The sequence below is a fragment of the Sphingobium sp. B12D2B genome, assembly GCF_025961775.1.
GTDB lineage: Bacteria > Pseudomonadota > Alphaproteobacteria > Sphingomonadales > Sphingomonadaceae > Sphingobium.
Map to the genome: position 1 here is coordinate 2,702,629 of NZ_JAOQOH010000001.1, position 26,957 is coordinate 2,729,585.

Below are 26,957 nucleotides of genomic sequence, written 5' to 3' on the forward strand. Positions count from 1 at the left end.
ATTGCGAGTGATTTGCAACACATGATTTGTGGTCAGCGTTGCGATTTACAACTTTTGGGTTCTGCAACGTGGGTGACCGCGACTTCCCTTGCGTGTGCTGAATCGGCAGTCCTTACGCGCGCTTGGTGCCGCAGTTGGGCCGAGCGGCGACTGGTCTGTGATCAGAAACGACGCCGGAGTTGGCAGCCTTGGGTCTGACCCGGCCACCAACTCCGTCCGTGATCTGCAGTCTAATCTAGCGAGGAGCGAGCGCCTGCCCTTCTCGCCTCTTAGGCGTCCGCCAAGGCCCGCTTCGCGTCCGCCTCCAGCGACCGCCCAGCGAGCAGGAACATCACCCCCGCCAACAGCGCCGTCACGACGATGACCAGCATCGAATAGCGCACGGCCACATCACCCAGCGTGGGGTGCAGCACGTCATTCAGATAGCCCACGACCAGCGGGCCGAGCGCCTGCCCAATCAGTGCCGCGCTGAACAGCAGGATGGAGGTTGCGACAGCGCGCATCCTCAGCTTCGCCACGCTCATGACCGCCGCGAACACCGGGCCCTGATGGATCAGCAGAAGGAAAGCCGAGGCCGCATAAGCCGCGAGCCAAACCGCCGTATCCTCGGCGAGCAGGAAGATCAGCTCAGCAGGCGCGGCAAGCAGACAGGTGATCGCCGGCAAGGTCATGCGCCAGTGGCTGGCCTTGCGGCTCAACCGGTCGATCAGCAGACCGCCCAGAACCACGCCGGCCACCCCGAACACACCCCGGATCGGACCGATGGTCGCAGCCACCTCCACCAGCGTGAGGCCGTGGACGCGCGTCAGGAAGGTCGGAGTCCAGACGCTGGCGGCAAAGACATTCAGCCCCATCAGGGTGGCGCCGATGACCAAAAAGACATAGGCACGCTGCTTGGCGAGAAAGGCCATGCTCGCCTTGAAGCTTTCCCTCGCCGCACGCTCGATGCGCTTGGCTTCGGACGCCCCGCGCTCCGGTTCCTTGACCGTCAGGAAGAACAGCACCGCCAGGAACACGCCCGGCATACCGGCCACGACGAACATCGACCGCCAGCCATATTCATGGCCGACCCAGCCCACGATGGGGAAGAAGAGAATCGATGAGATCGAGACCGCCGTGCCGAAGATCGAGAAAGCGAGCGGGCGCCGCTCCGCGCGGAACAGGTCGGAGATGATCGAATTGGACGGGGCAATACCGCACGCCTCGCCCGCACCCATGAGGAAGCGCGCGATGGCCAGTTGCCAGATGTTCGCCACCCAGCCGGTCACCATCGTCATCAGGCTCCAGAAGGCGAAGCCGACGGCAATGATATTGCGCCGGTTGTAGCGATCCGCCGCCCAGGCGATGGGCACGCCGAGGATGGAATAGAACAGCAGAAAGGCGAGCCCGGACACCAGCCCGAGAGCGGTGTCCGAGACATGCATCTCCGACTTAATGGAGGGCAACGCCAGCCCCAGGAGGGAGCGATCGAGATAATTGAAGGCCGAAACCAGTGTGAGGAACCCGAGGCCGTAGACGGCGCTGAAGTTCCAATCCTTCACGCCCCCCTCAGGGCCAGAGCCAGTCGGGGGCGCCGTCGTTTCGGCCATCGCATCTCTCCCAGTTTATAGTCACCCGGTTATGGTCGCCCGCTTTTATAGTCGCGAAGCGCGCGTTTCCTTCGCGGTTATGAATTCGATCAGCGCGGGCTGCCCCGCCTCGATCGCGGCCAGCGCGCGGTGAATGGCCGGCACGATCTCTTCCGGACGCGTGACGCGCTCGCCATGGCCGCCAAGCGCCTTGGCGAAATCAGCATAATGGCCGGAAATATCGGTCGCGCGGAAGCGCTCGGTCGCCACCGGCATCACCGGCAGTTCGATGGCCATCGCCTCATTGTTGAGCAGGATCGACAGGATGGGCAGGCGCTCGCGCACCGCCGTCTCGAAGTCCATGCCGGTAAAGCCGATGGCCGCATCACCCCACACGTTGATGCACAGCTTGTCCGGACAAGCGAGCTTGGCGCCCATGGCGAGGCCAAGGCCATAGCCAAGCTGCGTGGACTTGCCCCAGCCGATATAACTGAGCGGCGTGATCGACTTCCAGTAAGGCGTGAGCTGATCGCGCGGGCTGCCGGCATCATGGGTGATGATGGTGTTGGCAACGTCCACGGTCTTCTGGAGATCCCAGAGCACGCGATAGGGGCTGATCGGCGCATCGTCGCTCTCCAGCAGCGGCAGCCAGTTCGCCAGCCACTCCTTCTCGACCTTGGCGATTTCCGCGGCCACCGGCCCGGCATCGCGCGGCGCTGACACCAGCGCGCGACAGGCTTCCAGCAGCATCCCGAGCGTCAGCTTGGCATCACCGGCCAGCGCCATCTCGCAGGGCACATTCTTGTTGAAGTCAGCCGGATCGAGCGTCGAATGGATGACCCGCTTGCCCTGCGGCATCTTCACGCCGAACGCCGTCTCGCTGAAGCTGCAGCCGATGCCGAAGATGAGGTCCGCCTCATCGAGGAAATGCCGCAATTGGCCCGAAATAGCCGCGCCGCCCGAACCGAGCGCCAGCGGGTGCGTCTCGTCGAACGCGCTCTTGCCCTCAAGGCTTGTGGAAACGGGGATGGCCAACAACTCGGCCAGCGCCTTCAGTTCCTCATAGGCCTCGGCCCAGTGCACGCCCTGCCCGGCGTAGATCACCGGGCGCTTGGCGGCGACCAGCGCCTCGGCTGCTCGCTTCACCGCGTCTGGCTCGGGCGCATAGCGGGTGGTGACAACCGGCTGATAGCTCTCGGGCGCGTCGATTTCTTCGCCCAGCACGTCCCAGGGCATCTCGACCAGCACAGGGCGCAGACGGCCATTGCGCAGCTGCGTGAAGGCGCGGCGCATGATGTTCTGCGTTTCTGCCGCAACCGTGATCGGCTCGGCATGCTTGGTCACATCCCGCATCGAGACGCTGGCATTGAAATTGTCCGGCACGAAGGCGATGCGGCGGGCATAGCCCTGCGGCAGCACCAACACGGGCACGGATTCGGAGTAAGCCTGTGCCACCCCGCCATAGGCATTTTCCGTCCCCGGCCCATGTTGCATGGCGAACACGCCCATGCGCTTGCCCCGCGTCAGGCGGGACAGCGCATCGGCCATGTGAACGCCCGTCCGCTCCTGGCGGACTATGACCGGGCGGATGCCGATTGCGGCGGCATCCTCCAGCACGGCGTTGCGCGGATAACCGAAAATGACGTCTACACCCTCACGCTTGAGGATGTTGGCGATGGCAGCACTGACTTTCATGGGGTAATTTCAATCCTTCCTGGGGCCTTTCGGGCCGATCGGCCTCTCGCCCATGACCGTCGTGCGGATGAGATGCCGACGTTCGTACTTGAAATCATGGACGCCACGATGAAGCAAGAAACGATTGTCCCAGACAATCAATGTGTCCTTCTTCCATTTCACGCGGCAATGATAATGGAGGTGCTGGGCAAGGCTCTGGAGATAGCCGAGCAGCGCTTGGCTCTCGGCCTCCGTCCAGCCGACGAAGCGCTTGAAATAGGCCGTCGTCGCGAACAAGGCCTTGCGGCCAGTCACCGGGTGAACGCGCACCGCCGGGTGGATATTCTCCAGCTCGTCTTCGCTGAACCCGTGCGATTCACGCAGGCGCAGGCGCTTCTCGGGCGGCAGCTTCTCATTGCGCGCCCAGATTTCCTTGCCTGAGTAAACGACCTCAAGGCCGTCGAGCAGTTCCTTCATAGCATCGGAAAGATGCTCATAGACGAGGTAGCCGTTCGAGAAGGCGGTATCGCCACCGAATTTGGGCACTTCCAGCGCGCGCATCACCACGCAGAGCGGCGGCTGCAGCAGGAACGGGCTGTCCGTGTGGAAGTGCTCGAAGGAGGGAACGACGTTCTCCGGCTCATGCGCTTCGCGGCGCACTTCCTGCATATCCTGATGCTCGCCGTAGGTCGGCGCCTGCGGCAGCTCGGTAATCGGGCCGAAGTAGCGCGTGAACGCCTTGTGCTGCTCCGGCGTCAGATCCTGGTCGCGGAACACGATGACCAGAAAATGCTCGAACGCCTTCATCACTTCGGCGAGCGTCTCGTCATCCAGCGGCTCCCGCAGGTCCACACCGCTGATCTCGCAGCCGCACGCGCCGGAGATCGGCTCGACGGTGATCCGCTTGAATTCGGGCATGGGCAAACCCGCCACGATCGTGCCGGTCGCCTGATCGGCGGCCTGCCCCTTGTGAGACACTTGGATGTTCATCTCGAAGCTCCTCTTCCAAGACCCCGGCGCAAGACCGGCCGGGGTCATCATCTATCAGAAATTGCGCTTGATGGTGACAGCCCATTCCCGCGGACGCGCCGGGCGCCCTTGGATGGACTGGGTCGATCCGCGATTGTCGAACAGGCCGTCATAATAGAGCCGGTCGGTGAGGTTGGTGACCTCAAGCGAGAGCTGCCAATCCTCGGCCACATCGCGATACGTGAGGCGCGCATTCACGATCGTGCGCCCTTCCACCTGGTTGAACGGCGCGCGGTTGATCGCCGTCGAGAAATAGGGGCTCTGCGAATTGACGTCGATGCGCGGGGTCAGCGAGCCGGCATCACCCAGTTCGATCTTGTACTGCCCGCCGACGCTCCAGCGCCATTCCTGCACGAAGGGCGCGTCCATATCGAGGGTGATGCCAGCGCTCTGGCCGATGGCGGAAATCGACTTGTAGTCGAAGTCCAGATAGCCGAGCGAGGCATCGATCAGCAGGCCGCGAACCGGGCGCAGCGTCGCCTCGACCTCGAAGCCCTTCACATCCGCCTTGCCGGCGTTGAGCGGCAATGCGCAGGGCGCGGCCGGCACCGTCGGACAGGTCGAGACGCTGACCAGAATGTCGTTATACTTGTTGAGGAAGCCGGAGACGTTCAGGCGCAGCAGCCGGTCGAACAGGTCGCTCTTGAAACCGACTTCATAGGCGGTCAGCGTCTCGGGATCATGCGTCAGCGCCTGCGCCGGGAAGAACGGCCGCGGGTTGGCGCCGCCACTCTTGAAGCCCGTCGCGATCTGCGCATAGGTCATGAAGTCGGGCGTCCAGCGATACTGGATGACACCGCGATAATCGAGACGATCGCCCTTGAACGTCCGCACCAGCCCATCGAGCGGGGCGAGCGACGGCGGCGCATTACCGCCGTAGATGTTCCCCGGATTGCCCTTGCGCGCATATTGGAAGCTCTTGGTAATGTCCGTGTAGCGCAGGCCGCCGATCAGCGTCAGCTTCTCCGTCAGATGCAGTTCGGCATTGGCGAAGGCAGCGATGGTCTGGGATTCGACATGGTCGTTCTGGCGAAATTCCAGCGTGGGAAGCTGGACACGCGAGCCGCCGTCGCTGGTGCCCTCGAAATAATAGCCGCCCACCGTATAGTTCAGCAGCGTACCGATCGCACCGCTGGCGCGCAGTTCCTGGCTGAACTGATTGTGGTTCACGTCATTGGCCGTCAGCGCGATGTTGATCGGCGAGGACTCGGCCGATGTGAACACCGAATTATAGCTACGATAAGCCGTGATCGAGGTGATGCTCAGATCGCCGACATCGATGGTGATGTTGCCTGAGAGGCCCCAGGTATCAAGGGAGTTACGCGCCGGCGCTGCATAAGGCGCCGTGCCATCACGCGGGGCATAGTTGAGGTAATTCTCATAGCTCACGAACGGGCTGGTCGTGAACGTATCCTGCGCGAAATTGCCGTAAGGGGAATAGCTGATGAAGGGCGAGCCGGTGGCCGTACCATAGCGGACGCCGTCGATCACATAAGGGGCGGTCGCGCTCGACCCCGGCCCCGTCAGCGTGCCGACATAGAGCAGTGTGGAGGGCGCGGACTCGCTGTCATCACGGGTGATGTCGCCGATGATCGAAATGTCGACCGCGTCATTAGGCGTCCAGCGCAACGTGCCGCGGCCGGCGACATAGGACTTGCCGCCCTCCGTACCGAGCTTGCAATTGTCGGAAATCGCAAAGGTCCGCACCGGCGAGGCCGGGTGAGTGCAGCGGTAATCGTAGCGCGTGACGTAGCCGTCCTTCTTCACGCCAGCGCCGGAGACGCGCAGGAAAAGCTGATCGGGCACGACCGTCAGGTTCAGGCCGCCGCGCACCTCGGTGCGGTTGAAGCTACCGTAGGTTGCCTGGACATAGCCGCCGCCCGAGCCGTCCGGCTTCTTGGAATAGAGCTTGATCGCGCCGCCGATCGAGTTCTGCCCGGCAAGCGTGCCCTGCGGCCCGCGCAGGATTTCCACCCGGTCGAGGTCCAGCAGATCGAGCATCGAGCCCTGCAGCGTCGAGTAATAGACGTCATCGACATAGAGGCCGACGCCCGGCTCCAGCGCGAACGTCGAATCCGACTGGCCGACGCCGCGAATGAACGCCTGGATCGATGGGCCGTAGGTGGCCGGCGCTTCGGCGAGATTGACGTTGGGTGCCTGTGCGGCAACCTGAGCGATGCTCGTCTGGCTGCGCGCTTCCAGCATGTCGCCAGAGACGGCGGTGATGGCCAGCGGCGCATCCTGCAGACGCTGCGAGCGGAACTGCGCGGTCACCACGATGTCATCGGCATCGGCCTGCTGGGGAGCGCTTTGCTGGGGAGCGGGGGCATCCTGCGCCATGGCGGGTGTCGCCAGGGTTGCGGCGCTTAGCGCCAGTGCGCTCGCGGCCTGCAACAAAAGATTGGCCTTCTTCATCATCACTCTCCTCCAATGTCAGAACGCCCGTGCCTCGGGCTGTTATCGGGCGGGACCATGGCGACGCTCGGCGCGCATGTCAAATTTATTCCATATTGCAGAAGTCTTGTTCCGTATATTGGAATTGACGACTTGACTTGTTGCCGCACCGCCGTAGCTTCCGCCCCAGAAAAACGAGGAGGGATGAATGGCAGAGTTCGATCGACGGCAGCTTCTGGCGGGCGGACTTGCCGCTGGCGGCGCCATGAGCGCGATGACCGGCACCGCAGCGGCGCGCACGATGCGGCCGCCCCCAGCCGCCGCACCCGCGCGACGGATCGCCGTTGAGGAAGCCTGGACGATTGCCGAGCATCAGGACGCGCTGGCCGCCCTTGCCACCGGAACATGGCCCAATCTGGACGCGCAGCTGATTAACCCGCTTGGTTCGCGTGGACCCGATCGCCTCACCCGACGCCTGCGCGACGTGACGGAGCGGCTCGCGGAAATGGACCGCCTCGGTGTCGACATGCAGATCCTTTCGCTCACCTCGCCGGGCGTGCAGATGTTCCGCGCCGATCAGGCCGTCGCCATGGCCGAGCTTGCCAATGATCGCCTAGCCGAAGTGGTCCGCGCTCACCCGAAGCGCTTCGCCGGCCTTGCGTCCTTCGCGCCGCAAGACCCGGGCCGGGCTGCCAAGGAAATGGAGCGCGCCGTCAATAAGCTCGGTTTCAGCGGCTTCATCGTGAACTCGCACACCAATAACGAGTATCTGGACGATCCCAAGTTCATGCCGATCCTGGAGGCCGCCGCCGCGCTCGACCGGCCAATCTACATCCATCCCCGCTGCCCGTCAGACGGCATGGCTGAGCCGTTCCGCGATCATCGCTTGCAATCGGCGATCTGGGGCTATGCTGCCGAAACGGGCACCCATGCCATGCGGCTGATCCTAAGCGGTGTGTTCGACAAGCTGCCCAACCTCAAGATCGTGATTGGCCATATGGGTGAAAACATCCCGTTCCACCTGTGGCGCACGGACCATTGGTTCGAGCGCCGGCGCGATGCCTATGGCAGCAAGCTCAAGCCCTCCGAAGTCATGAAGCGCAACGTGTACATCACTACCAGCGGCGTGGAGCATGGCCCGGCCTTGCGCTACGCGATCGACGTACTGGGTGTAGACCGCGTGCTTTGGGCGATCGACTATCCCTATGAGGAGATGGAGCCCTCCGTCACCTTCATCAACCACGCCCCGCTTGACGGAGAAGAACGCGAGGCGGTCTGCCATCGCAATGCCGCGCAGGTCTTCCACCTCCCGCCAGCCTGATCCCGCCTAACCCTGACGACCCGCCCTGGCCCGCCAGGGCGGGCGTCAGGCCTCGGCGGAGGCGTGGCCGAAGGTAGCGCTGAGCGTGCGCGCTGCCGCCATGACGTCGCTCGCCATGCGCTCGCGGTCCATCGTGCCGAAGCGCTTGGCCGGCATCGTGAGGCCGATCGACCCAATCACCGCATTCCCGCTGCGGAAGACAGCCGCCGCGATGCCCGCGACATCGGCTTCCTGACTGTAGAAGATTGCGCAGCCCCGCTCACGAATGGCGGCCAGTTCCTCCACCAGCACTTCGGGCGGCGGCGTCGGGGCGCCGGTCAAAGGCCCCACCGGGCTCTGCGCCAGCGCCGCCGCCAGATCCTCCGCCTCCAGATGGGCGAGAATGGCACGGCCCAGCGAGCCCCAGGTCAGCGAAAGATCAGTATAGGGCTCCAGCACATGACGCAGCGTGTGCGGCGTGAGGATTCGCTCTGAGACGATGGCGCGGTGATGGGGGGCATCGTAGGTGCAGAATACCGCCGTCTCCTGCCAACCCGTCCATAGGGTGCGGAGGAAAGGCCGCACCGCCGCGACATAATGGCTGCGGCTCAAGATGTTGGCGGACAGCCTGAACAGTTCACGCCCAGCCCGATAGGATGTGCCGTCACCCCGCTCCACCAACCCGCCACGAATCAGCATCTGCAACAGCCGATGCACGCTGCTCGCCGGCATTCCCGTGCCCGCAGCAAGATCCTTGAGCGCGCAATCGCCGTCGCTTTCGCCGATCAGTTTGAGCAGCGCAATCATGCGGGCGCCAGAGCCGCGATCGGTGTTGGTCGATGAATCCATGAAAAAGAAGACGCTCCGCCCCAAACCCCGCGCTGCCGGGGGAGCGTCTTCTACGAAATCTTCAGCGCTGACGCCATTGCCGAGTTCTGCCGCGATCAGGCAGCGGACCTGGCCGCCAGATGCGCGAGCGCAAGCGCGCCCGCCCGCTCGCCGAGCTGTAACGATCCGCCCGTGCCCAGCGCGGCCCAGGCGCGCGGATCGGCAGAGACAGCCCGCCCGGTGACGAACAGCCCGCTCAACTCGCGGGGGCGCAGTGCCGCATCAATGAGTGCACTATCGCTCTTCAGTGGCGCATCCTCAGCGCCCAGCACATGCCCGCCCACGACATGGCGAAGGCGCGCGGCCTGCATGGCACCCGCGACGTCGATCAGAAAGCTCGCTTCGAGTCCAGGCAGGGTCCGCAGGAGCGGCAGGATCTCGCGGATCAATGTCCGCGCCCGCGCCTCCTGCGCGCCCAGTTGCGCGACGCTGGTTGCCCCGTCAACCTGCATGGAAGGCCCGCGCACATAGGCCACGCCCCTGTCCCGACCCGCTGACGTTATCCCATAGAGCACGAGTCGGTCCGGCTGATCGGGCGACAGCACGCCCCGCGCCTTCGCCTCGGCGAGGCGGGCAGGCCATGTCGCTTGTCCGTCCAGCACCGCATCGAACGCGACGCCGCCAATCCGGTAATTCATGGCGATACTGGCGGGCTCGTCCAGCCCGCGCATTGCAGCGCCCGCCCGCATCGCCAGTTCGCCATCGCCGGTGGCGTCGATGACCGCGCCGGCCGGGACAGCGAAGCGCCCGGACTTGTTCTCGACCATCGCGCCCCGCACGACGCCCTTTTCCACGATGGGATCGGCCGCCCAACTGGAGAGCAGCAGTTGCACCCCCGCCTCCTGCGCGAGATCGAGCAGCGCATATTTGAGTGCCTCGGCATCGTGAACCAGACCATCGCCGAGAAGGTCCGGCCCGGCATCGCCGTTTCGCTCCAGCCGGCTGACCAACTCGGCCGCGATGCCCTGTTCTGCGGGCGTAAGGGCGATATCGAAGGACAAGGGGCCATTGCCGCCCAGCACCACGTTGCGCTCCACCAACAGCGTGCGCGCCCCGCCCCTCGCCGCCGCCACAGCCGCCGCTACGCCGGACAATCCGCCGCCGCACACCAGCACGTCGACCGCGCGATAGACCGGGGTTCGGCGGCCCGGCAGCATGATCTCACCGCGCGTTGCCCCCGCTGTGCGTTCCATGATCGTCGTGCTCATCCGCTTAATCCCGCACCATATTGTGGATCTTGGCCTTGCTGATATCGATCGCGCCATCGGCCAGGTTCTGGCCCTGCGCGATCAGCAGCGCCTGCAATTCGTCGATGGCGACCTCGCGCAGCGTCACCCCGTCCCGGCAAGCCAGCGCCGCCGCCGTCCCCGCCGCCTGACCGAAGGCCATGCAGTCAGGGATCTGCCGACAGCGCGAATGGGCCTCATAGCTCATCGACACGGTCTTGCCGGCAACCAGAAGATTCTCGAAGCCCTGCGGCATCAGGCAGCCTAAGGGCACGCCGAACACCGACGTGACCATCTTGGCGTTAGCCAGCCGCTCGCGAAAGGCCGCCGTCGTTTCGCTGCCATCCGAGGGGTGACGCACGAAGCCAAGCGTGTCAGGCAGGCGGTGGTAACGCTTGAAGATGTCATCCGCGTGGAAGAGCCCTTCCAATATGTCGTCGCGCGTGAGCGTGTAGTCGCCCAATATCCGCCGGGAATCGCGCACGCCGATCATCGGCGCTGCCTTGATGAGATAGCCCTCCTCGAACCCCGGCACGGTGCGCAGGAACGGCATGAAGGCGCGCACGCCCTGCCGGGCGCGGATCTCCGCATCGGTCAGCTCGTCGGCATCATAAGGGTCGCGGTGCAGCACACGGACGCCGTAGATATAGCCCATCTGCCCGGCCCGGGTGGAAGGCGCGATGCCGAAGTTGGAGAAGTTGTCGAGATAGACGTCGTCCAGCAGAACGCCTGCAGCCTTGGCTGCCTTCACCATCTCGGTGCGACCCTTGCGATCCTGACTGTGGCGATAATCCACCCCGCCGATCTGGAAGAGCATGACCATCGGCTGCGGGTGATTATACTCTTGCATCGGCGCTCCGGCCCGGGCCGCGACGTCGGCATCGCCGGTCGCGTCGATCACCACGTCGGCCAGCACGGCCTGCCGCCCGGCCTTGTTCTCGATGACCACGCCGCGCACAGCGCCATCCTCGACAATCGCATCGGTGACCCAGGTCTGCGACAGCATGCGTACGCCGGCTTCCTCCACCAGTTCGGCGAGGACGAATTTGAGGATTTCGGGGTCGAAAGGCACGGCGAAATGCCCGTCCTCCAGGTCCGGATCGGCACCGCCATTGGCGCGCAGCCGCTCGATCACCTCTTTCATGATCCCGCCGGTGAAGAAGGCTTGGTGATATTCCGTGACGAACGAGCGCGGCCCGGTGCCCCCCAAGGTCGTATCCCGCTCGATCATCAGAACGTCGGCGCCATTGCGGGCTGCGGCGACCGCTGCAGCGACGCCGCCGGCGCCTCCGCCGCAGACCAGCACTGCGGCCCGGTCAACCACCGGCAGCACTTGCGGCTGCTCCTCGATCCACTCCTGCTGGTCCACGGTTGTCATGCGTCACCCCTTGCTGTCGGCCGCCAGGAACTATCTAACTATAATATTCTTTGCAAGCGGCATCGCCGCTTGCGGCTCAAAACATATGACTATATTATTTTTGCATGGAGAAGAGATTCGGGGCTCCCACCGCACGGGAAACCATCACCGAGGCCGCACGGGAGATCCCGGTGGCGCGGCGCACGCAGGTTCTGGTCGTCGGTGCCGGCGCAGGGGGCTACCCCGCTGCCATCCGTGCCGCACGCAATGGCGCTGAAGTGCTGCTGATCGAGCGCAACGCCGTTGTCGGCGGCACCGGGCCCATGTCGTTCGTCACTGAATTCCTCAGTTGCGAGAATATGAGCGGCATTTTGCGCGAGATGCAGCAGCGCCTCGCCGCGCATGATGCCGCAGCCGAGACCTTCCTGCCGGAGTATTTCAATCTCGCTTACGACCCTGAGATGCTCAAGCTGGTGGTGCTCGACATGCTGGTGGAAGCCGGCGTCGATCTCCTGCTCAATACCAATGTCGTCGACGTGATCCGTGAGGGGGATGCGCTCAAGGGCGTCATCATCGAGAACAAATCCGGCCGGCAGGCCATTCTCGCCGATGTGATCATCGACGCCAGCGGGGATGCCGATGTCGCCGCGCGCGCCGGCGTCGCCATGCATCCGCGCGAGGACCCACAACCCATGATGATGTTGTGCCGCATGGGCGGCGTCGACTGGGAACGGATGCAGGCCCATGCCCGCGCGAACCCGGACGATTTCTCCAAGCTGTGGGGTACGCCCGCCAATCCGCTCGATGGTGCCCAATATGTCCACCTGACCGGCTGGAAGTCGCTGGTGGCGCAGGGCAAGGAAGAGGGCGCCCTGCCCGGCACATTCGGCCATCACATCTCGATCTTTGGTGCTACACCGGCCAATCTGCGCCATGGCATCGGCTATCTCTATGCCGTGCAGGTGCTCAATCGCGATCCCACCGACGCCGCCGACCTCACCGGCGCGGAGGTCGAAGGTCGCCGCCGGGCGCGCGATTTCCTGCCGTTCGTCAAGCGCATTCCCGGCATGGAGGACGCCTTCCTGATCGATATGGCGCCGCAGATCGGTGTGCGGGACAGCCGCCGGATTGTCGGCGACTACACGCTCACCCGCGATGACATTTTCGATGGCGCCACCTTTGCGGACGAGATCGCCCTCAAGGTCTATCGCGGCCCGAATGTGAAAGGCTGGGTGCGCCACAAGCCCGATGGCAGCGAGGGCGGCAAGGGCCATGACCTCACCGAAATGCCGATCTCGGTCGTCGTGCTGGGCCTGCCTTATCGCTGCCTGCTCCCGCAAGGCATCGAGAATCTGCTGGTCGCGGGCAAGACCGTCTCATTCGATAATGAGGCCCATCAGCGCGTGCGGTTGATGCCCGAGTGCATCGCCATGGGCGAGGCCGCGGGTGTGGCCGCCGCCGTGGCAGTGCGCGACGGCGTTTCGCCGCGTCAGGTCGATACGGACGCGGTGCGCGCCCTGCTGAGCGAAGGCGGCATGAATCTGGACCGGAGCAAGGTCCGGGTGCAGCAAGTGCGGGAAACCCTCGCTAGCCGGGGCTTGAATGTCCTGATGGATTGAGACCGGCGCCCTCCCCGCGCCCCTTGCCCAAGGCGGGGACGCGGAGCAGGTGAGGTTCGGCGCTTACACGCGAGGAGCGATCAATCCTCGCGGCGATACCCGCCCAGGCCGGGCTTGAAGGACTTTTCGTCCAGAAACTGCGTCATCCCCTTGCGACGCCCACGCTCGGTATCCTGACCCGCCGCCGTCGCCGCCATCGCGCCGAGCATCGCCTCGGACGTGTCCCAATCCAGCCGCTCGACATATTTGAACGCGGACTTGGCGTGGCGCAGGATGGTCGGGTTCTTGGAGAGTAGCTTGCGCGCCAACGCCTCGGTTTCGGCACGCAGATCGGCCAACGGCACCGAGCGGTTGACCAGCCCCATTTCCGCCGCCTTGCGCCCGTCGAACGGATCGCCGGTCATGATATAATAAAGGCTGTCGCGGTGGTTCATCACCTGCGCCACGGCGCGCGTGACGTTGCCCGCCGGGATGATCCCCCAATTGATCTCCGAAAGGCCAAAAGTGGCCTCATCGGCGGCAATCGCCAGATCGCAGGCGACCAGCGGCGTGAATGCCCCGCCGAAGCACCAGCCGTTGACCATCGCAATGGTGGCCTTGGGATAGTGCGTCAGGCGCCGCCACATCCAATCCGTCGCGGCGCGGCGAAAGCGGGCCTGTACAATGGCGGATTCGCCCTCGGTCTCCCGGAAATATTCCTTGAGGTCCATGCCGGCCGAGAAGGCCTCCCCCTCACCGGTCAGCACGACGACGCCGACATCGTCGCGCACCTCCAGCCCATCGAGCACCTGCCACATCTCACGATTGATCGTGGGATTCATCGCATTGCGCTTGGCCGGGCGGTTGAGGGACACCCATGCGATGCCGTCATCCAGCGTGACCTTCACGGCCTCATAGGTGTGTTCACTTGTCATCGATGGATTGTCCTTTCGCTTCCATGGACACGACCAGGCGGGTGAGCAGATCGAGCAATGTCTTGCGCTCTTGCTCCGCCAGCCCGGCCGTGAGTTGCTCTTCCAGCCGCCGCGCATCGGCATTGACCGCTTCGAACCGCGCCTGCCCCTCGGGCGTCAGACTGATGAGCGAGATCCGGCGGTTGAGTTCGCTGGTCTCGCTGGTGATGAGGTTCTTCTCGCGCAATTGGGCGAGTTGCTGGGTGGCGGCCTGCGGCGTGACCCGCTGCACCCGCGCCAGCTCCGCTGCGGAACAGGGGGCGAGGCGTTTGAGGAAAGAGAGGATCGTGAAATCGCTGGTCGTCAGCCCGTGCGCGCGCACTACCTCGTCCAGCTCCAGTTTGCCGGCGGTGTAGCCGCGCTTGAGCAGATAGAGCAGCCGCCGCGGCCTTCCTTCATCGGATCGCGACTGCGCGCTCATGCTCCCCCTCTCCCGCCGACTTCCGGCCGCACAAATTGACAATCTACTTTATATAAAGCTTCTTGATAATTATCCCGCTGACTGTCAACCGGCTTCGCCTTCTCCGCACCGCATGCGAAAGGGCGACACCTGCCGATGCCGCCCTTCAGAAATCCCATCTTGTACTGCGCGGGGAGGCGTCAGCCCCAGACGTCTTCGGCTACGCGCACGACCAGTTCCAGCTTGGCCTTCTCGTGCTCGATGTCCATCATGTTGCCGCCGATGCCGCTGGAGAAGCCGCATTGCGGCGACAGTGCGAGCTGACTGATATCGGCATATTTCGCCGCATCCTCGATCCGCCGCTTGAGTTCGTCGGGGCTTTCCATGGTGCCCCGCTTGGTGGTGACGAGGCCGAGCACCACGGTCTTGCCCTTGGGCAGGAAGCGAAGGGGCTCGAAGCCGCCGGCGCGGTCGGAATCATATTCCAGGAAATAGCCGTCGATGTTCATCTCGTTGAACATGACTTCGGCAACCGGATCATAGCCACCCTCGGCGACCCAGCGGCCGGCGAAGTTGCCCCGGCAGACGTGCATGCAGACGGCCATATCATCGGGCTTGGCGGCGATCGCCGCGTTGATGAGCTTGGCGTAGACGTGCGGCAGCTCGTCCGGGTCCTCGCCGATGCTGGTGGGCACCTGCGCGCGCAGGGTGGGATCGCAGAGATAGGCGAAGTTGGTCTCGTCGATTTGCAGATAGCGGCAGCCGGCATCGATGAGGTCGCCAATCTCCTCGGCGTAGACCGCCGCAAGGTCCGCGTAGAACTCCTCCATCGTGGGATAAGCCTCAGCGTCGATCGCATCGCGCCCGCCGCGGAAGTGCATGATCGAGGGCGAGGGAATGGTGATCTTGGGCGTCTGCTTCGTCACCGTCTTGAGGAACTTGAAGTCCTCCACGAAAATCGGCTTGGGGCGGCTGAGCTTGCCGGTGATGCGCACCGTATGGGGCTTGCTCTCGACCGTGCCCTGCTCGTTGCGGAAGGTGGTGCGGTGGCTGGATTGCCAGGGTTCGACATTGGCGAAGCGGAGCAGGAAATCGGTGTGCCAGCTGCCGCGATTATACTCGCCGTCGGTGATCGACTTGAGGCCGACGCCTTCCTGCAGCGCCACGACCTCGCGGATGGCGTCCTGCTGGATGGTCAGCAGTTCCTCCGCGCTGAGCTCGCCGGCGGCCTTCTTGTTCCGGGCTTCGATGAGATATTCCGGGCGGATGAGGCTGCCCACATGGTCGGCTCGGAACGGCGCTGGCTTCATGCAAAACTCTCCTTTGGGCAACAACAGAATGCGGTTTTGATGATCGTCATTTGAGACAATCCCTGCCCCTCGCCAATAGCACGATTCCTTGCAGCAGCCACAATTTTCGTTATCAATGACAACAAAATAAGCTGCCACAGATAGGAGATTTCATGGTCAGTCCGGCGCAAAGCGTTTCTGCCCCTGCGGACACGGCGGATATCGATACCCCCATGATCGAGGCTTCGGCGGGCGAGATCTTCCTGCGGCGGCTCGCGGCCAACGGCATCGACTATCTCTTCGCCAATGGCGGCACGGACTTTGCGCCGGTGATCGAGGGCTTTGCCCATGCGCAGGTGGCGGACTTCAAGGTGCCCACGCCCATCCTCATCCCGCACGAGACCGCCGCGCTCGGCATGGCGCATGGCTATTATCTGGCGACCGGACGCCCGCAGGCGGTGATGGTCCACACCAATGTGGGCCTGGCCAATTGCGTGATGGGCGTGCTCAACGCGGCCTCCGACCAGGTGCCGATGATCCTCGCCAGCGGCATCACCCCGCATACGGAGCACGGGCCGCTCGGCCACCGCAACTCGCCGATCAACTGGGGCCAGAACATGCGCGACCAGACCGCGATGGTGCGCGAGCCGGTGAAGTGGGACGCCACCCTCTCCCGCCCCGAGCAGATCGCCCCGCTGGTCGACCGCGCGGTGGCCATCGCCACCTCCAGCCCGCGCGGCCCGGTGTATCTGGGCCTGCCGCGCGAGGCGCTGTGCGAAGTGACGACCTATCGCGACAGCAAGCCGCGCAATGCCGCCGCCCGCGCCGCGCCGCATCCGGAGGATCTGGCGGAGGCCGCGCGGCTGCTCGATGCCGCGGAGCGCCCGCTGATCGTCGCCTTCCGGACGGGCGCGCGGGGTGGCGGGTTCGACGCGCTCACCGCCTTTGCGGAGCGCCACGCGATCCCCGTGGTCGAGTTCTGGCCCTCGCAGCTCTCCATCGACGGCACCTCGCCCATGCATGGCGGGTTCGACCCCGGCGAGGACCTGGCGGCGGCGGACGTGGTGCTGGTGCTCGATGCCATCGTGCCCTGGCTGCCGCACCGCCACGGCTTTGCCGAGCAGGCGACGGTGATCCAGGCCGGGGCCGATCCGCACCAGCTGGAAGTGCCCCTGCGCGGCTTTGCCACCGATCTGGCGCTGACCGGCGAATCCGCCCACATCATCGCCGCGCTGGACGAGGCGATGCAGGCCATGACGCCCCCTCCGACATTGGCGCGGGACCGATCCGCCCGCTTCGCCCGGCTGGCCGAGCGCCACGCCGCGCGGCGCGCGCAGCTGGACAGCGCGGTGCGCGCCGGGCCGCCCATGTCCGCCGCCTTCGTCACCCGCGCGATCGTGGCGCTGATCGGCGCGGAGGGCTGCATCGTCAGCGAGCTGGGCGCCAAGCCGGAATTCGTGACCGGGCTGCGCGGCGACCAGTTCTTCCAGAACCCGATTTCCGGCGGGCTCGGCTGGGGGCTCCCCGCCGCGCTAGGCGTGCAGCTGGCGGACCGCGACCGGCTCGTCGTCGCGACGGTGGGCGATGGCAGCTACATGTTCGCCAATCCGGTCGCCTGCCACCAGATCGCCGAGGCGCACGGCCTGCCGCTGCTCACCATCGTCTATAATAACGGCATCTGGGGCGCGGTGCGCGGATCGACCCTGGGCATCTACCCCCAGGGCCACGCGGCGCGCGCCAATGTGATGCCCATCACATCGCTCGAGCCGCTGCCCGACTTCTGCAAGATCGCGCAGGCCTCACGCGCCTGGACCGCGCGCGTGGCCGACCCCGCGGCGCTGGCCGACACGCTGCGCCAGGCGGCGCGGGTGATCCGGGAGGAGAAGCGGCAGGTGTTGGTGGAGGTTAAGGTGGGGCGGTAGAGCGGCTGCCACCGACGCCTGCCCAGCAGATCAAGGCAGGCGCTTCAGCTGTCTCATCGTCAGGGCTACCTCAGTCGAGAACTGCTTAATCCCAAGGGATCGAGGCGTCAGAAATAGTCTGAGCGGAAGCAGCGCTTCTATCCTGCGGTTTCGTCGTAGTAACAACAACGAGCTTCGAACGTCGCGCCCGCAGTGCGTGCATTCTATTCGCGGCGACCCGGCCCTCGGGCGTACCCCGCCCAACATGATAGCGGTAGGTGCCCAAAGCGCTCAACAATCTGTCGATTATCTGCTCCCGAATACCGTCATCATTAGACGCGCGGAGATCAGAATAGCCAGCGCGTATGCGATCGTGAACTTTACGCGGCGCCATCACGCGACCGCCTTGAATCGGAACTCCGGTAATCACCACCGGGCGGTTGGCAGTTCTGAAATGAATCTTGTGCGTGTCGAACCCGCTTTTTCTGATCTGGGCACGAATTTCGTCGACCACCTCGCCCCGGACCTCACGACCTGAAATAGTAAGGTCGTCAACCCAAAGCGACATCTGCAATCCGCGAGCATCGCATATTTGCTTGATAGCGTCGAACATCCGACGATGAACCAATGCCGTCAACACTGGGCTGATCGGTGAACCGAACGGCATCCGACCATCCACTGCAATCAAGTGGACCAGCATTCCTGCAACGTCAGCTTTCAGCCCCGCTTCATGATGTGCCCACCGAAAGATGTGTTCGCTGGTGGTTGAAGGGTAGAACTGCCTTATGTCTAGACTCAGGAACTGAACCTGACCGACATGTCGTTCGGCATTGTCGCGCTGCCCCCTGCCTTTCCGAGGGCTGAAAAGATAGTCTGGCTGTTTGATTTTATTGAGGTGGAACTTTAGCCGCTCATGAACCCCGCGCAGCTTACCAAATGGTACTGCCAAACGACGCGGCTTGCCGCCAATCATCTCGTTACGCCGACTGATCCACATATTTTTATCGCGGATAAGCGCTTCTAATTGATCTTTCGAGAACCCAAGCAAATTAGCAAGGTCGCGCTGGGTGAGGTTCTGCACCCAAGGAGAGTGCTCGAAAAGATAGCGCTCATAGGGCGGATTTCTACGCCGCTTCATGTTCAGCTGGCTTGAGCTGTTCGAGCAGTTTTAGTACCTTCTCGGCCACAATCAACTGCCCCCGTTTTGCAATCGGCTGCCCGTCAATTTCTTCCGCAAAGAACAAAAGCTGCGACATTCGAACCCCTGCTGCTTCACTATAAGCTTCCAAGAGATCCATCGTTACATTCTTCCGTCCACTTTCAATGTCGGATATGAGCGACTGAGCCACGCCAAGTTTGGTGGCCATCTGCACCTGTGAATACCCACAATAAAGGCGGAGAAGACGGAGCGCGTCGTTTATGCTTTTGCGCTTCGTCATAGTACGGCTGTCCCGAGGTCACCTGTTATTCGCGGAAGTGAAGAAGATACTTCAGGAATGACACCACCTGCCCAATTGCGATGATCACCTTCATGAGAAGGAGCCAGCGCGAGGGGGGAGGCGGCTGGTGCCGCTGCGTGCGAGGATGACGGCTCATTGGTTGCTCTCCTATCGGCCAGACCGGCGACAAAATGCCGGCCCCCGTAGGCACTGGTGAGAGCACTGTTCCGGAGCGTTTGTACCTCGGGGTTGCCGCGCCCGGTCCCGGGCGGGCGCGGCGCGCCGCTCCCCGCCGCCGAGACGCAGGTGGTAGTCGGGGAAGTCTCCCCACAGGGCTTTACGCCCCAGCTTCTGACGGGTTCAGTATGAGCTACCATCGCCAGGTTAAATTATCGGCTTCTCCGCAAAATGCAAGATAGAATATCACTCAGAGCGATATTTCATCTTTGCCTCGCTTAACTCGAGGCACAACCTTGCCGGCCGGCTCACCAGGGTTCAGGCGCGGGGGCTTTAGCCCCCTCACCCCGTCGGCCGGCTTACCACCTGCAGTTCCTGATAGGCCCGTATCCCCAGCACGCCATGCTCGCGGCCATAACCGGAGTCCTTCATGCCGCCGAAGGGCACGTCTGACTCGTTGAGGCCGTGGCGGTTGATCCAGACGGTGCCGGCCATCAGCTGCCCGGCGACGGCGCGGGCGCGGGTTTCGTCCGTGCTCCAGACGGAGGCGCCGAGGCCGAAGCGGGTGGCGTTGGCGCGCTGCACGGCTTCATCCTCGCTGGTGAAGCTGAGCACGGGCATGACCGGGCCGAACTGCTCCTCGCAGACCAGGGGCACGCTCTCATCCAGCCCGGCGATGATGGTCGGCTCGATGAAATAGCCCCCCTCGCCGTGCGCGCCGCCCTGCGTCCCCCCGCTAGCGCTCCCGCCCGTCAGCACCTGCGCGCCGGGGCGGGCGAGGGCGTCTTCCAGATAGGCCTTCACCTTCTCATATTGCGGCAGGTTCTGGATGGGCCCCATGTCCATGCCGGGGGTGCTGCCGGGGCCGACCTTGAGCGCGCGCACCTTCTCGACCAGCTTTTCCAGAAGGGCATCGCGCACGCTCTCGGCCACATAGACGCGCTTGATGGCCATGCAGATCTGCCCGCAATTGTAGAAGCCGCTGCGGGCGATGCCGCCAGCGGCCTTGTCCAGATCCGCATCGGCCAGCACCAGCGTCGCATCATTGCCGCCCAGCTCCAGCGTGATGCGCTTGAGCGTGGCGGCGGCGCTGGCCATCACCTTCTTGCCGGTGGCGACCGAGCCGGTGAAGCTGATCTTGTCGATCCCCTCATGCGCGGTCATCCAGGCGCCCAGATCATTGCCGCCGGCGAGGACGTTCATCACGCCGGCGGGCAGCACATCGGCCGCGAGCGCCCCCACCGCCAGCGTGGTGAGCGGCGTGTAGGGCGAGGGCTTCAGGATCAGCGTGTTGCCGGTGTAGAGCGCCTGCGCGACCTTGTGCATGGCGAGCGCGATGGGGAAGTTCCACGGCGCGATGGCGCCGACGACGCCCAGGGGATGGTAGCGCAGCTCCACCTTGCCGCGCGCATCATCGCGCAGCACCTCATCGCCGATCTCCAGCACGGCGAGCTGCTTCATGTGATGCGCGGCGACGGTCAGCTCCATGCGCGCCTGCTCGATGGGCTTGCCATGCTCGCGGGTGAGTAAGGGGGCGAGGCGATCGGCCGCGCCGGCGATGCTGTCGGCGAGGGCATGGATGTGCGCGCGGCGATCCTCCGGGGTGCGCGCGGCCCAGGCCGGGAAGGCCGCGCGGGCGGCGGCGACGGCGGCATCGAGATCGGCCTGCGAGGCCTCCGGGCAGAGCGCGAAGGGGCGGCCGGTGGCGGGATCGATCACCGCGAAGCTGCGCCCCCCGTCCTCGAAAGCGCCCTGCACGAGCTTGCCGCCGATGAGATGCGCGTCCGCACCTTCCACGCTCGCCGGCCGCTCCAGCACTGTTCCCTCACCCATCCATGTTCTCCTGACTCGTTTGCGCAGGAGCATGGATATTGTTGTTTGAATCTACAACCCCGAAATCGTGCTCGCCGAAATCGTGCGGGGATCGCTCAGGGGTTTTCGGCGAGGTAGCGGCCGAGCATGTCGTGCAGCTTCTGGGCGAAGGCGCGGTCCAGCATCATGGCGCCGTCGCTGCGGGTCTCCGGCGCGGGGGCGCTCTCGATGCGGGGCACCTTGCCCAGCGCATCGACATCCTCCACCACCCCGCTCACGCGCTTGAGCTGCTGATCCAGCTGGCCGAGAAACGCCAGAAAATCATCGCTCTGCTTTCGGGTGAAGGGCATCTGCAGCACCTCGTTGAGGCGCAGCGCCAGGGCATAGGTCTGCTCGTGCACGGTCTTGCCATGATCGGTGAGCTGGAGCAGCACCGAGCGGCTGTCCGACGGATTGGCCTGCTTCTCGATGATCCCGCGCTCGACCAGCGAGGAGACGACGCGGCTGGCATAGCTCTTCTCCAGATGCGCATCCGCCGCGACCTGCTTGAAGGAGACCGACCCATAGCTCGCCGTGATGCCGATCACGCGGCATTCCGGCAGCGAAAGCCCCAGGTGCCGGCGATAATATTCCTCGGAAATCCCTTCGGAAAAGCGCGCCACCATATGGAGGCGGAAGGTCATCAGGTTGCGGAAGCTCGGCCGATCCACCGATGCGCCGGCCTTCTTTCTGGCCACAGAACAGGTCCCCCTTGGTTTCGAACGGACCGGTATAAGGGATGCCGCTGCCCGCGCACAACAAAAAGGCCCGCGCGGCAAACACGGGCTTGACGCACTTTGTTGTCTATGACAACGATTTGGCAAAGACGACATGAGTCCGCGGGCGTCCCCCACGGATTCCCGGCAGATGACCAAGGAGGGATGCGCCATGCTGTCTGCAGAACAGAATGAAAAGCTGGCCCGCGTCGGCCCCGGCACGCCGATGGGCGAGCTGCTGCGCCGCTACTGGCACCCCATCGCCGGCGAGAGCGAGTTCGAGACGCGCGCCACCAAGCCGGTGCGGATCATGGGCGAGAACCTGGTGCTCTACAAGGACCTCTCCGGCCAGTTCGGCCTGATGGACCGCCACTGCCCCCACCGCCGCGCCGACATGGCCTGCGGCATGGTGGAGCCCGACGGGCTGCGCTGCAGCTATCATGGCTGGATGTTCGACGCGCAAGGCGCCTGCACCGAGCAGCCCTTCGAGGATACCGCCAATCCGCAGGGGCGCTACAAGAACAAGGTGCGGATCAAGGCCTATCCGGTCCGCGCCCATGCCGGGCTGCTCTGGGCCTATATGGGCCCCCTCCCCGCGCCCGAGCTGCCGGACTGGGAGCCCTTCTCGTGGAAGAACGGCTTCCGCCAGATCGTGATCTCCGAGCTGCCGTGCAACTGGCTGCAGGGGCAGGAAAACTCGATGGACCCGATCCACTTCGAGTGGATGCACGCCAATTGGAGCAAGCGCCTGCGCGGCGAGACCGGCCCCTATGGCCCCAAGCACCTTAGAATCGACTTCCGCGAATATGATTATGGCTTCACCTACAACCGCATCCGCGAGGACACGGACGAGACCAACCCGCTGTGGACCATCGGCCGCGCCTGCCTGTGGCCCAATGCGATGTTCACCGGCGACCATTTCGAGTTCCGCGTGCCCATCGACGATGAGACGATGATGAGCGTCGGCTGGTTCTTCACCCGCGTGCCGCGCGATGCCGAGCCCTATGTGCAGCAATCCATCCCGGTCTGGTTCGGCCCGATCAAGGACGAGCGCGGCGAGTGGATCACCAGCCATGTGATGAACCAGGATTTCGTCGCCTGGATCGGCCAGGGCACCATCTCGGACCGGACGCAGGAAAATCTCGGCCTGAGCGACAAGGGCATCGGCATGATGCGCCGCCAGTTCCTGCGCGACATGGAGAAGATCGGCCGCGGCGAAGACCCCAAGGCGATCATCCGCGACCCCGCGATCAACAAGGCGATCCCCCTGCCGACCATCCACCGCGACGCCGTGATGGAGGGCATGACCGCGGAGGAAATCGAAGCCGGCGGCGCGATGCACCTCAAGCGCTTCATCTTCCAATATGGCCAGCCCGCGCATGTGCTGAAGCTGCAGCAGGAGGCGATGCGCATCAGCCAGGACAATAAGGGCTATGTCGACGCCTGAGGGCGGCGGACGGCGCGCGCGCGATCAGCCGACCTCTCTCGGCATCAGACTGGCCCGGCTGGCGTGATCTGGCCGGGCTTTTTGTTTGGGGGGATGCCGCATGGCTGCGAGGTTCGTCCGGTGCGCCCTGGGCTCCTGCCTGCGCAGGAGCACTGGGGGTACTGGGCGGGCGTGAAGCTTGGCTCTCATCCTCCGTGCTCCTGCGCAGGCAGGAGCTCAGGGCGGCGATAAGCGGAGTAAGCCGAGCGCTCCGTCCGCCCGATACCCAACCGCGCCCACCCCGTCGGGCCATGTCCGCGCCCCTTGCGCCCGTTGAACGGCTGATCTCAAAACGCGGTGTTCGGCTGCGATGAAATGCGCAGGCATCACGCATTGTTAACCCGATCTCGGACAGGAGAGCTTTAAGATCGGATGAATCATGAATTTGCTGGACATCGACACGCTGCAGCTCTGCAGCCTCGTGAATACGAGCGCCTTCGGCATCGTATTTCTGCTGCTTTGGCGTGGTCGAAAAGCGGATGATTATCTGCTGTTCTGGTCAGCAAGCGCGCTTCTCTACGGCGGTGTGATGATCGGCTTTGCCCTGTGGGGTGAGCGCGGCATGGGCGCTGCGACAGTGCTGTTGATGATGCTCGCGTTCAGCAACACGGTCTCCGTCATGGGCGTTCGCCGGTTCGAGGGCCAGCCCGTGCTCGCGCCGTGGATGGCGCTGCCGGCGCTGGTCATCGGCGTTGCCCATCTTGGGCCGCTGTTGCTGATGGCCCAAGGCTGGCTCCCGGCAGACTCCCAAATCCCCCGCATCGCCGATGTCCTCGGCCTGACCGCAGCCATGGCGATCAATGGGACAGCCATGATCTCGGGGCCATTGCGCGGGCAGCGGATCGCAGGCGCAGGCCTGCTCGCCTACATCCCCATATTCCTGATTTCGCTGGTGGGCCATCTGGGCGTGCTCTCGGGCGACCACTCGCTGGGCAGCCTGCCGCTGCTCGCAGATCAGGCGTTGCTCGGCATCATCAATCTTGGTTTGCTGGTTCTGCCAATCGATCAGGCGCAGGACGCGCTGCGCGCCGCAGCGCTTCGCGATCCGCTGACCGGCGTGTGGAACAGGGCGGGCCTGGAGGTGCAGAAGCGGCGGCTGCTCGCGCCTGGCGCGGCCGTCGTCGCGATCGATGTCGATCATTTCAAGGCCGTCAACGATCTGCACGGCCATGAAGCAGGCGATGCCGTCTTGCGCGGCATTGCGCAGGAGGCGGGGCGGATCGCACAGGCACAAGACGGCGCTCTCGCACGCATCGGTGGCGACGAATTCATCCTGCTGCTGCCAGCGAGTTGCGAAGGGCAACGCCTGATCGTCGAGGCACTGATGAGCCGATGCCGCGCCGCTGGCGCCGCACCAGGATCATGGAGTGTCAGCATCGGCTTCTCGCAGGTGACGGCGGCGGAAACAGCCTTCGAGCCTGCCGTCGTCCGGGCCGACAAGGCGCTGTATCACGCCAAGGCGGAGGGGCGGGATCGCGTCGCAGGATTGGCGGCGTGATAGCCAGCGGGTGACTGATAGCACGGCACGGCTGGCGTGATCTGGCCGGGCGTTTCGTTTGGGCGTGGACAATTGCAGGCTTCGACCGCTCGAAAACGCTTCCTGAAGCCCACCGTTTGAGAAGACCAACGTGCGAGCGGCATTCAGCAATAATGAGTCGGAAGTGCCCGCCCCCTAATTGCGACGGCCAAAAATCGTCTCGACATGTCGCTGCCACCATTCGAACTTGCCGATATCGCCAGAAAAGGGAAATCCGAGATTCTGGAGTTCGCCCCACCAGTTGCGCTGGAGAACGCCAAAGGCGTTGAGCGCTATACTCTGTATGCCATCGGGGTGGACATGGCGAAGAATGAAGCCTGGCGGGTTGTCTTCGCTCGCATCTTCCCAATCGATCCGGACTTCCCCATTAGGCCAGAGACCGCCTTTCAGGCGGGCATGTTTCGCAGTGTTTGCGATTGCTTCGCACATTGCCTGCTGCGGCACATGGGCATAGATATGCTCGCGCACTTCGGCGTCGGTGCTCGGCTGTCCCGCATCGCGCCGACGCGTCACGACGTGGGCGACGGTCCAGTCGGCGAGGCTGGCGGCGGCGATGCATACGTTAATCGCGGCGAAGCCGAGCGGCTCCCTGAGATCTGGATTGCCGCGCTGAATCTGGTCAAACTGGTGAATGTCCCAGACGAGCTTCTGCCACATCGTCTCGACATCGCCGATGATGGCAGTGTGCTTGCAAGGGTCGCCTCCGACCTGGCGCTTGCGCATCGCCATCTAAGCGGCTTCAACCTGATCGGCGAGCAGCGAGACCCGCGCCGCCATGCGCTTCTGTGCCGCAGTTCGGTTTTTGATCTTGTCGAGGTAGAACGACCGAAAATCGTGCAATCGGCGATCTATTTCGCGGTCCAACTGATCGAATATTTCGGGACAGTTCGAACTCCTGAACGAATTGCGCCAGCCGCGAATGGTGTGATCGAGTTGGACAAGGGTCTGCGCGTAGCACCGATCCTGGCTGGTCAGCGCGCGACCCGACACGGCCTTGGTGATCGCCTTCTGTCCACTTTTGATCAGCGCGGCAATCTGCTCGTGCAGCTTCGCCCGTGCGCCAAGCGCGGGCGGATAGCTGCCAGGCCGCAGTTCATAGCCGAGAAACGCATGGCCTTCGTCGACGTTCCCCGCAAACGCCTTGTTGGGCGATGCGATAGGATCATAGATTTTCATATCGAACTCGCCGAGTAGCGCTTCGGCAGCGCGCATCGCCGCGTCGACTGCTTGGCGAGTCTTTCCCATCACAAGGAAATCATCGATGTAGCGGATGCAGGTGATGCCACGGCCGTTCATCGCTGTATCGAATGCCTCAAGGACGATATTGCCTGCTAGCGCCGACAGGGGACAACCCTGTGCGACGCCATCGGCTCCGGTCGGAAACATCTTCAGGTCGTCGCCGTTCAGCTTGTCGGCGTTCGACAGCTCGACGGACAGGCCGTCGCGTACAAGCTGGAGAAAATCCGCCTCGACCCCCTCCGCTTGCAGGAAGGCCAGTACACTTTCGCGCGGTATCTTCGTGAAGAAGCCTGAAATGTCAGACCCTGCCACGTAACGGTCGCCAGCTTTCACCCGTTCGTCGAAAATGGCAATTGCATGGTCCACCCCGCGCCCCTTTATGCCGCCGATCGAAGTCGGGGTCCCCAGAACCCGCTGCACGCCGGTGATCTCAGTCGCTTCCTGCAGCACATCGAGGATTGCCCGCTGGACGATCCTGTCCTCCAAGGGAGCGACAACTATCGGCCGCTTGCCGACCTTGCCTTTCCCCTTAGGCGGCGTGGCGCCATAAGCCGGGGCGAAATGATAGCCTGCCTTTAATCGTGTCTGGAGCGTACGAAGATTCCTTGGCAGGTCTTCCCCGAACAGCTTGGCCTTATCCTTGGTTGCTTCCTGCCTTGAGGTCTCGGCATTGCGCCGGATGGCGTGCCAAGCCCGCACGAGGACCTGTGTCGAGCGTACGCGTCTGCACAGCGATTTGTAGCTGCGTTGCCTAGCTGTGGGGCCTGCCGACATTGATTTCCCCCGGCCAGATGCGTCCTTCAGGCGAAGCGCCGACGATCAGTGTCGCCGAAGCATCGACCTGCACCGCGAGGCTCATCGCCACGCGATTGTCCCCGCCTTCCGAACCTGCACCCGCAAGGGGCCAAGCGGAA

The 26,957-nt window shown here is 64.1% G+C and carries 21 protein-coding genes; 5 read left to right on the forward strand and 16 right to left on the reverse strand.

From position 1 onward, the window contains the following. Positions 1-269: 269 nt before the first annotated feature. The 4 genes from M2335_RS12815 to M2335_RS12830 are packed head-to-tail and all read right to left on the reverse strand — an operon-like array spanning position 270 to position 6,686. Positions 270-1,589, reverse strand: a complete 1,320-nt coding sequence (locus M2335_RS12815) for a spinster family MFS transporter (protein WP_264576322.1) — start codon at positions 1,587-1,589, stop codon at positions 270-272. Positions 1,590-1,634: 45 nt separating this feature from the next. After that, positions 1,635-3,263 (reverse strand): thiamine pyrophosphate-requiring protein, encoded by a 1,629-nt coding sequence (locus M2335_RS12820; RefSeq protein ID WP_264576323.1) that lies wholly within the window; start codon positions 3,261-3,263, stop codon positions 1,635-1,637. 9 nt (positions 3,264-3,272) lie between these two features. Next, entirely contained in the window at positions 3,273-4,232 is a 960-nt protein-coding gene (locus M2335_RS12825) for a TauD/TfdA dioxygenase family protein (protein ID WP_181558976.1), read from the reverse strand. Positions 4,233-4,286: 54 nt separating this feature from the next. After that, a complete protein-coding gene (locus M2335_RS12830) occupies positions 4,287-6,686 on the reverse strand; it encodes a TonB-dependent receptor (protein WP_264594919.1) in 2,400 nt (799 codons plus the stop codon). A gap of 187 nt (positions 6,687-6,873) precedes the next feature. Between M2335_RS12830 and M2335_RS12835 the strand changes: the two genes are divergently transcribed. Further along, entirely contained in the window at positions 6,874-7,986 is a 1,113-nt protein-coding gene (locus M2335_RS12835) for an amidohydrolase family protein (protein ID WP_264576325.1), read from the forward strand. Between the two features lie 45 nt (positions 7,987-8,031). Here M2335_RS12835 and M2335_RS12840 read toward each other — a convergent pair whose 3' ends face one another. The 3 genes from M2335_RS12840 to M2335_RS12850 form a co-directional block, all read right to left on the reverse strand. Further along, entirely contained in the window at positions 8,032-8,814 is a 783-nt protein-coding gene (locus M2335_RS12840) for an IclR family transcriptional regulator (protein ID WP_264594920.1), read from the reverse strand. A gap of 95 nt (positions 8,815-8,909) precedes the next feature. After that, positions 8,910-10,061: an FAD-dependent oxidoreductase gene (locus M2335_RS12845; RefSeq protein ID WP_264594921.1), complete on the reverse strand. Its 1,152-nt coding sequence runs from the start codon at positions 10,059-10,061 to the stop codon at positions 8,910-8,912. Positions 10,062-10,065: 4 nt separating this feature from the next. Then, positions 10,066-11,457 carry an FAD-dependent oxidoreductase gene (locus M2335_RS12850; protein ID WP_264594922.1) on the reverse strand — a complete coding sequence of 464 codons (1,392 nt, stop codon included), beginning with the start codon at positions 11,455-11,457 and terminating at the stop codon, positions 10,066-10,068. A gap of 104 nt (positions 11,458-11,561) precedes the next feature. Here M2335_RS12850 and M2335_RS12855 point away from each other — a divergent pair, with 104 nt between their 5' ends. Continuing rightward, on the forward strand, positions 11,562-13,055 hold the full coding sequence (locus tag M2335_RS12855; RefSeq protein WP_264594923.1) for an FAD-dependent oxidoreductase: 1,494 nt from the start codon (positions 11,562-11,564) through the stop codon (positions 13,053-13,055). Positions 13,056-13,135: 80 nt separating this feature from the next. On the opposite strand, the gene M2335_RS12860 is transcribed toward M2335_RS12855, so the two are convergent. The 3 genes from M2335_RS12860 to M2335_RS12870 form a co-directional block, all read right to left on the reverse strand. After that, positions 13,136-13,969 (reverse strand): p-hydroxycinnamoyl CoA hydratase/lyase, encoded by an 834-nt coding sequence (locus tag M2335_RS12860; RefSeq protein WP_264594924.1) that lies wholly within the window; start codon positions 13,967-13,969, stop codon positions 13,136-13,138. Next, positions 13,959-14,429 carry a MarR family winged helix-turn-helix transcriptional regulator gene (locus M2335_RS12865; protein ID WP_264569702.1) on the reverse strand — a complete coding sequence of 157 codons (471 nt, stop codon included), beginning with the start codon at positions 14,427-14,429 and terminating at the stop codon, positions 13,959-13,961. Before M2335_RS12865 ends, M2335_RS12860 begins: the two co-directional genes overlap by 11 nt. A gap of 179 nt (positions 14,430-14,608) precedes the next feature. Continuing rightward, positions 14,609-15,718 (reverse strand): 5-methyltetrahydropteroyltriglutamate--homocysteine S-methyltransferase, encoded by a 1,110-nt coding sequence (locus M2335_RS12870; RefSeq protein WP_264594925.1) that lies wholly within the window; start codon positions 15,716-15,718, stop codon positions 14,609-14,611. Between the two features lie 152 nt (positions 15,719-15,870). Here M2335_RS12870 and M2335_RS12875 point away from each other — a divergent pair, with 152 nt between their 5' ends. Beyond that, positions 15,871-17,619 carry a thiamine pyrophosphate-requiring protein gene (locus tag M2335_RS12875; protein ID WP_264594926.1) on the forward strand — a complete coding sequence of 583 codons (1,749 nt, stop codon included), beginning with the start codon at positions 15,871-15,873 and terminating at the stop codon, positions 17,617-17,619. A gap of 85 nt (positions 17,620-17,704) precedes the next feature. Here M2335_RS12875 and M2335_RS12880 read toward each other — a convergent pair whose 3' ends face one another. From M2335_RS12880 to M2335_RS12895, 4 genes are all read right to left on the reverse strand, one after another. Then, positions 17,705-18,736, reverse strand: coding sequence for a reverse transcriptase family protein (locus M2335_RS12880; protein ID WP_264594927.1), 1,032 nt, complete (start codon positions 18,734-18,736; stop codon positions 17,705-17,707). After that, a complete protein-coding gene (locus M2335_RS12885; protein WP_264594928.1) occupies positions 18,723-19,037 on the reverse strand; it encodes a helix-turn-helix domain-containing protein in 315 nt (104 codons plus the stop codon). The genes M2335_RS12880 and M2335_RS12885 overlap by 14 nt, the downstream gene beginning before the upstream one ends. Positions 19,038-19,556: 519 nt before the next feature. After that, the gene (locus M2335_RS12890) at positions 19,557-21,047 is read right to left on the reverse strand and encodes an aldehyde dehydrogenase family protein (RefSeq protein WP_264594929.1); all 1,491 of its coding nucleotides are present in this window, start codon (positions 21,045-21,047) and stop codon (positions 19,557-19,559) included. Positions 21,048-21,142: 95 nt separating this feature from the next. Further along, entirely contained in the window at positions 21,143-21,763 is a 621-nt protein-coding gene (locus tag M2335_RS12895; protein ID WP_181558965.1) for a MarR family winged helix-turn-helix transcriptional regulator, read from the reverse strand. 190 nt (positions 21,764-21,953) lie between these two features. Between M2335_RS12895 and M2335_RS12900 the strand changes: the two genes are divergently transcribed. Next, on the forward strand, positions 21,954-23,228 hold the full coding sequence (locus M2335_RS12900; protein WP_264594930.1) for an aromatic ring-hydroxylating dioxygenase subunit alpha: 1,275 nt from the start codon (positions 21,954-21,956) through the stop codon (positions 23,226-23,228). A 418-nt stretch (positions 23,229-23,646) separates the two neighbouring features. Further along, a complete protein-coding gene (locus M2335_RS12905) occupies positions 23,647-24,765 on the forward strand; it encodes a sensor domain-containing diguanylate cyclase (protein ID WP_264594931.1) in 1,119 nt (372 codons plus the stop codon). Positions 24,766-24,939: 174 nt separating this feature from the next. Here M2335_RS12905 and M2335_RS12910 read toward each other — a convergent pair whose 3' ends face one another. Then, positions 24,940-25,533, reverse strand: coding sequence for a hypothetical protein (locus tag M2335_RS12910; protein ID WP_264594932.1), 594 nt, complete (start codon positions 25,531-25,533; stop codon positions 24,940-24,942). After that, positions 25,534-26,817, reverse strand: a complete 1,284-nt coding sequence (locus tag M2335_RS12915) for a reverse transcriptase domain-containing protein (protein ID WP_264594933.1) — start codon at positions 26,815-26,817, stop codon at positions 25,534-25,536. Positions 26,818-26,957 lie beyond the last annotated feature (140 nt).